Below are 6,734 nucleotides of genomic sequence, written 5' to 3' on the forward strand. Positions count from 1 at the left end.
CCAGACAATGTAACGAAGTCCATTGGACGGGAACAGAATCGTGAGAGGACGTTCTTCCTGATAACCACAATCGGGTGAGTGCTAGGGAGTCAGTATGATGAACATATGTGAATCCACGAAAGGTGCGTTATACGAGAAGCAGCGGAAGTGGTTTATACGCTGTGGCCAAAAAGGCAACGAGAGCTGGAAAGAGATTGGGCAATGCTCTTTCGTGATCATATAGCTCTTCGCACTAGAGTGGGCATCTAAACTGACATTACGCTTCATACGGAACACGGTAAGCCTGAATCGCTCCCATTGGGAAAGCGGTCTGCGAAGACTGCCGATAGTCATGCAGGTAAAGGAGGCTAGAAAAAGCGAATGCCGCATTGTAATGATGCGGATACTGATTTTATCTGGCGCGAAAGCGAGCTGACTTCTAGCTGGTCTCCCGTTGCAAGATGATTTGAAGAACTTTATTTAAGGAGAAACGCAAATGATGACTTCAATCGAAGTTAGTGCATCCCCTGACAATGCTCAATGGCAGTCCATTAACTGGAAAGTGGTTAAGCAACACGTATTAAAGCTTCAAATGCGCATTGCAAAAGCAACCCGAGAAGGTAAACACGGCAAGGCGAAAGCGTTGCAGTGGATATTAACTCACTCTAAATCAGCAAAATTGCTTGCTGTTAAAAGAGTTTCTCAAAATAAAGGCAGCAAAACATCTGGAATAGACGGGATCGTTTGGAACAGTGATGCTCGTTGTATAGGTGCGGTCAATCAACTGAGTAGAAAGGGCTACCATGCCCAACCGCTCAGGCGTATCTACATCCCCAAGAAAAACGGCAAACTCAGACCTTTAGGCATTCCTTGCATGATAGATAGAGCGCAGCAAGCGCTTCATCTTCTCGCCTTGGAGCCTATTTCGGAAACGGTGGCCGACCTCAATAGCTATGGCTTTCGACCTAACCGAAGCGCAGCAGATGCAATTGCACAGTGCTTCAAATGTTTATGTCTGAAGCGCTCTAGCCAATGGGTTCTTGAGGGTGACATCAAAGCTTGTTTCGATAAGATAGGTCATCAATGGCTCATCGACAACATTCATTTAGATAAGCGAATGCTGAAACAATGGCTTGGATGTGGTTATGTTGATAAAGGATTGTTCTACAAAACAGCAGAAGGAACACCACAAGGCGGGATAATCTCCCCAACGCTGATGTTGCTCACGCTGGCTGGGTTAGAGCAGTTGGTTAAGTCTATTGCCTGTAAAACAGGGAATAGAGTCAACTTTATCGGATATGCAGACGATTTTGTTATCACAGGTTCTTCGAAGGAAGTGCTCGTTAATGAAATCAAGCCGCAACTAATTGGTTTTCTACAGGAAAGAGGCTTAACACTCTCTGATGAGAAAACGCACATTACTCATATCGATGATGGTTTTGACTTTCTGGGATTCAATCTTAGAAAGTACAAAGGCAAACTGCTCATTAAACCGAGCAAGAGCAACGTTCTATCATTTTTGAGTAATCTACGTGAATTCATTAGAAAACATCCAACAATCCCCGTTAACGATTTAATCAAAATATTGAATCCGAAACTGAGAGGATGGGCGAACTATTATCGCCACAGTGTTGCAAAGCAAGTTTTCGGTTATGTAGGGCATCAACTTTTCTGGCTGTTATGGCGTTGGGCCGTTAGGCGTCATCCAACTAAAAGTAAGGACTGGGTGAGGCGTAAATACTATATGAATCGCATAGGAGGATGGCAATTCCACGGCTGGCAGAAAATCGCCAACATGGACTGCCATTTTAATCTGGTTCAGATAGCTCAAACGCTGATAAAGAGACATGTGAAAATCAGGAGCGCAGCCATACCTTACGACCCCGAGTACGAAGCTTACTTAAGTAAGCGGAAACGGGCAAAGGAAGGTCGAAACTCTTGGTTCGATCCTGTCTTAGCTGCTATGTAGGGTGCTGGGTAACAGAACACGCCTTAGCGGAGGCTTGAGCCGTATGCAGTGAAAGTTGCATGTACGGTTCTTAGGAGGGCGGTACTTGGTAACAAGTGCCGCCTATCCGACCATTATCATTTAGAACAATAACACTACTATTTGGTGGGATGCTCACCAGCCATTACTTATGCTATTGATCATTTGCTAGATCCCTCCAGTTCAATCGATATGCGTTACACCGATTATCGGGATAATCAACGCAAAATCATGCAACTGGTTCCCGAAGAGTTCATCCGGCGTTACCTATTACATGTACTGCCAAAAGGCGTGATGCGGATAAGGCTTTTTGGTTTTCTAGCCAACAGTTGTCGACGTAAAAAGTTAAGCCAAATCCGCTCACAACTGGCAACGAAAGCCCCCAAGAAAGAAAAGGTGACAGAGCCGTTAGGGCATTGGTGTTGCCCGTAATGTGAAACGGGGCGGTTACAGTTTATGGGTCTCATCTCGCTATTAAAAATAGTCGAGCGCGAAGCCGCACTGAGGCTGTCGGGCTAAATGCACAAAAATGAGTGATGTGGACCATGAAACAGCGTGCTTAGTTAATACAGAATTAGCTGGGACGACAGCACACATCATCACGCAGGAAAATCGCTATGCAATACAGTAACAGGACGATAGAAAAAGATGAAACAGTTCAAAACCTACCTTAAAAGGTGTAATCAGAACAAACGATTAGCCGAAGTGCTGTACAAAAAACAACTACCGTAAAAAAGCAAATTCCTATAGCATAAAGCATACCGATTAACGTTGGATGTGGCATCGGCCAAGTCCAACAAGCGATTTATGCGTCGCAAACAGCGCAACGCATAAATACTAAAACGTTATATTTTAATCCCAGCATCGTTCCTACATCTAAATGGATATATTATGAAAACTTGGTTAGTTAACACGAATACAAAAGGTGAGAATGGGAACCCTAATGCATTTAAATATATGCTTAGACAGAACAAAGCCGCTGCATTTTATGATAGAGCACCTGAAATTGATAAAATTAAAAAAGGTGATCTCGTATGCCTTTATCATAACCAAAATCGTATTATTGCGGTTGGCTCCGTCGTAACTCCATACCAAGGGCATGATTTCTCGGATATGGAATCAATAGAACATTGGGTGGATGTAAATTGGTTGTGGAAAGCTGACTTTGACAATGATTTCGAACCGATAAATTACATAGATAGAAATGAGCTAAATATAACAATGGTTAATGGAACTGTAGTTAACGTAACAGATCAAGTTAACTATAAAGAATTGCTTGTTCAAATAGCAAAGCATCAGAGTTTTTAAAATATAACTAATAAGGATAGGCCGCGCGAAGCCGCGTCCTTATCCCAAGTGTTGAACTAAGCCGCTGCGCGGAGCCAAATCAAGCTTCAATTGACTGTATTACTCATATTGAATCAGCTAGACTTAAAAAAGATGTGATGGAACACCACAACGACAAAGGAATTTCAATGGAACACATACAAATCACGCAATATAAGCAGTTCAAAACTGCTCTACAGCCCAGAGCTAGCATCAAAAAAAGCAAATTCCTATAGCATGAAGCATGCCAATTATCTTTGACTAGGCATCGGCCAAGTCCAACAAGCGATTTATGCGTCGCAAACAGCACAACGCATAAATACTAAAACGTTATGTGTAAAAAATGAACATGGAAGATGTAATCAAAGAAATCGGAATTGATGAAGAACAAAGGCTATATATAAAGCCTTTATCTGCAAAGTTCTCAATGATGTATCGAGAGGCAATCGAGGTAAATTGGAATCAAAATACCATGGCCTTATATGGCGGTACTCCGAGAAAATGGAGTTACCTAGATTGGTATAAACAAATAATCAAAGGTGCATCATTGCAAGGTTGTTTACTTAAACTTTCTGTTCAAACAAAATGGGTAAATGTGCCCCAAGAGTTACAAACACAAATAGCCGAACATCATGCATAAATTACACATAACAAGTAGCACCAACGGATTCCATAATCTGTCGCGGTTTTTGCAAAGAAACGCAAAAAGCCCCGCCAAATTATTCCACCGTTGTGCTAGGCGTTGAACTAAGCCGCTGCGCGGAGCCAAATCAAGCTTCAATTGTCGGTATTACTCATATTGAATCAGCTAGACTTAAAAAAGATGTGATGGAACACAACAATGACAAGGGAATTTCAATGAAATACATACAAATCACGCAATTTAAGCAGTTCAAAACTGCTCTACAGCCCAGAGCCAGCATCAAAAAAAGCAAATTCCTTTAGCATAAAACGGACCAATTAACCTGAACTAGGCCTCGGCCAAGTCCAACAAGCGATTTATGCGTCGCAAACGGCGCAACGCATGAATACTAAAACGTTAGGTGTTTACATGGAGAGTGTTCAATGAAATCTAAGTTTTTAATATTATCCGTTCTAGCTTTATTCCTAGGCTGTAAATCGACTCCACAACAAGCTTCACCCGATGAAGGTTTACTAATAGGAGAAGATTCATCGAATGTAAAAGTAATGATTAGAAAAATTGATGAAGGTGAAATCTTATGGTCAGGTGGTTATAAGCTAGGTACGACCGCTTCAATTCAAACGGGGCAGCATTCAGTTTCAATAATGTGTGAATTTACCTTTTCTTGGGGTACAAAGTTATTACCTGGTACCCTTGATATCGACGTGAAAGCTGGAAATACGTATCAGGTTTCAGGTAAATCATCGAGCGATGGTGAAAAATGTTTGGTGTCAGCAAACATCTAACAAGCTGTTCAAACGGAAAATTTACAGTTGGATCGCGCTTCGCGCATTATAGCCAAACTGTAATTTTCCGCTTAACAGAGCGTTGAATTAAGCCGCTGCGCGGAGCCAACAGAGGCTTCAATTGAGTGCATAATCCTCATTGAATCAGCCAAGCTTAAAGATGTATGATAGGAAAATACGATGAAAAGGAATTTCAATGAAAAACTTACCTACTACTCGATATCAATTGACTTAAAACTGCTCTGTAGCCCAGAGCCAGCATCAAAAAAAGCAAATTCATATAGCATGAAGCATGCCAATTAACTTTGACTAGGCATCGGCCAAGTCCAACAAGCGATTTATGCCATGCAAACGGCGCAACGCACAAATACTAAAACGTTATGTTTCTCCCACAAAGGTATAGAGAATGAGTAAACTGGAAGAGTTTTGGGATGGAGCATCTAAAAACTACGACAAGACCGAAGAGCGATTTGAGTACATTCATAGTAAATCTAGAGAAAATACCAAAAAATTCCTCAAAGGTAGCGATACAGTTCTCGATTATGGGTGTGGGACAGGAACCGCAACGTGCCAATTTTCCTGTCAGGTTAAAGAGGTTCACGCTATTGATATATCATCGAAAATGATTGAAATAGCAAGGGAGAAAGCAGCGGTTGCGAAAGTAGAGAACGTAATCTTCGAGCAAACAGATATTTTTGGTAGCGAATTTGCTAAAGAATCATATGATGTCATTCTAGCTTTTAACATGTTACATACAGTCCCTAGCCCACAGGATGTGGTACTGCGAATAAATGAATTGCTAAAGCCAGAAGGATTGTTCATTTCTGTAACACCTTGCTTACGTCAAAAGATGTCATTTTTAGTTAATCTTCAAATCCAGCTGGTGCGGGTCTTGTGTAAACTTGGACTAATTCCCATTCCTATAAGAAGAGTCACAAGCTCTGAGGTAGAAAGCTTATTAGAGGCGGGCGGGTTTCAAACGTTTGAATCTGAAGAGATATACAAAGACGCATCTAGCTATTTTGTCGTGGCTAAGAAGTTACAAAAAACATAACGAGGCGTTGAACTAAGCCGCTGCGCGGAGCCAACGGAGGCTTCAATTGAGTGTATAACCCTCATTGAACCAGCCAAGCTTAAATATGTATGATATGAAAATACGATGAAAAGGAATTTCAATGAAAAACTTATCTACTACTCGATATCAATTGACTCTAAACTGCTCTGTAGCCCATAGCCAGCATCAAAAAAAGCAAATTCCTGTAGCATAAAGCGCACCAATTAACCTGAACTAGGCATCGGCCAAGTCCAACAAGCGATTTATGCGTCGCAAACAGCGCAACGCATAAATACTAAAACGTTAACTGTAAAAGGAGCTCTTCATGCAGTATAAAAACACTCAGCTTGGAATCGCGATGCTTTCAGTTATGGGAATTGTAACATTAGTGCTTATCTCTGCTTCGGTAACTCAACCTACCGAACCTATCGGATTTGCTTATTTAATTGTAGGTGTGGTTTCAATTCTTTTTTCAGCATTAACAATCAAAGTTGAAGATGGAAAGGTAAAATGGTTTTTTGGTCCAAAATTTTGGAATAAATCAATAAAAATATCTGAAATTGAGTCGGCACAAGAGATAAGAACAAAATGGTACTATGGGCTTGGAATTCGGTTAATCTCAACTGGATGGTTATATAACGTTTCTGGTCTAACGGCTGTTGAATTAAAACTTAAAGATGGCACAACGGTTTGTCTGGGTACAAACGATCCAAAAAATTTAATAAAGGCTATTAAGCAAAGTAGTTGACTCGTGCTCGTTCCTTGCAAGTTTTAGCCAACTATTTTCCGCCTTTTACAGTGTTCGTTACTAACTCGTCTCTGTCCAAAAGTAAGTCAGCTAATTAGATTTGAGCTTTTCCTATTTAGCTTTCATCTATAGACAACTATGCAGCTAAATCGAAGAGAGTTAAATTACAGGTGTAGATGAGTCAGCGAGAATCTAAAATAGGGATGTTTTGG

Annotated in this window: 6 protein-coding genes and 1 pseudogene; all 7 read left to right on the forward strand. The window is 41.0% G+C overall.

Going from position 1 to position 6,734, the window contains the following annotated elements; all coding sequences use genetic code 11:
- Positions 1 to 475 precede the first annotated feature (475 nt).
- The 7 genes and pseudogenes from ltrA (at position 476) to V7783_RS20870 (ending at position 6,522) form a co-directional block, all read left to right on the forward strand.
- Positions 476 to 1,948, forward strand: a complete 1,473-nt coding sequence (ltrA, locus tag V7783_RS20840; protein WP_335680363.1) for a group II intron reverse transcriptase/maturase — start codon at positions 476 to 478, stop codon at positions 1,946 to 1,948.
- A 204-nt stretch (positions 1,949 to 2,152) separates the two neighbouring features.
- Positions 2,153 to 2,485: pseudogene (locus tag V7783_RS20845) on the forward strand (transposase); the annotation flags it as partial.
- Positions 2,486 to 2,857: 372 nt separating this feature from the next.
- Positions 2,858 to 3,274 (forward strand): hypothetical protein, encoded by a 417-nt coding sequence (locus tag V7783_RS20850; RefSeq protein WP_335680365.1) that lies wholly within the window; start codon positions 2,858 to 2,860, stop codon positions 3,272 to 3,274.
- A 367-nt stretch (positions 3,275 to 3,641) separates the two neighbouring features.
- Positions 3,642 to 3,932, forward strand: a complete 291-nt coding sequence (locus tag V7783_RS20855) for a hypothetical protein (protein ID WP_335680366.1) — start codon at positions 3,642 to 3,644, stop codon at positions 3,930 to 3,932.
- A gap of 425 nt (positions 3,933 to 4,357) precedes the next feature.
- A complete protein-coding gene (locus tag V7783_RS20860) occupies positions 4,358 to 4,720 on the forward strand; it encodes a hypothetical protein (RefSeq protein WP_335680367.1) in 363 nt (120 codons plus the stop codon).
- A gap of 406 nt (positions 4,721 to 5,126) precedes the next feature.
- Positions 5,127 to 5,774, forward strand: coding sequence for a class I SAM-dependent methyltransferase (locus V7783_RS20865; RefSeq protein WP_335680368.1), 648 nt, complete (start codon positions 5,127 to 5,129; stop codon positions 5,772 to 5,774).
- A gap of 325 nt (positions 5,775 to 6,099) precedes the next feature.
- Positions 6,100 to 6,522, forward strand: a complete 423-nt coding sequence (locus tag V7783_RS20870) for a hypothetical protein (protein WP_101033031.1) — start codon at positions 6,100 to 6,102, stop codon at positions 6,520 to 6,522.
- Positions 6,523 to 6,734: the final 212 nt, after the last annotated feature.

This window comes from Pseudoalteromonas sp. (assembly GCF_036960685.1).
GTDB lineage: Bacteria > Pseudomonadota > Gammaproteobacteria > Enterobacterales > Alteromonadaceae > Pseudoalteromonas.

What these genes read in the sequence shown, in the direction of transcription:
- ltrA (WP_335680363.1), top strand. Translation starts at nt 476, where the DNA reads ATGATGACTTCAATCGAAGTTAGTGCATCCCCTGACAATGCTCAATGG.
- V7783_RS20850 (WP_335680365.1), top strand. Translation starts at nt 2,858, where the DNA reads ATGAAAACTTGGTTAGTTAACACGAATACAAAAGGTGAGAATGGGAAC.
- V7783_RS20855 (WP_335680366.1), top strand. Translation starts at nt 3,642, where the DNA reads ATGGAAGATGTAATCAAAGAAATCGGAATTGATGAAGAACAAAGGCTA.
- V7783_RS20860 (WP_335680367.1), top strand. Translation starts at nt 4,358, where the DNA reads ATGAAATCTAAGTTTTTAATATTATCCGTTCTAGCTTTATTCCTAGGC.
- V7783_RS20865 (WP_335680368.1), top strand. Translation starts at nt 5,127, where the DNA reads ATGAGTAAACTGGAAGAGTTTTGGGATGGAGCATCTAAAAACTACGAC.
- V7783_RS20870 (WP_101033031.1), top strand. Translation starts at nt 6,100, where the DNA reads ATGCAGTATAAAAACACTCAGCTTGGAATCGCGATGCTTTCAGTTATG.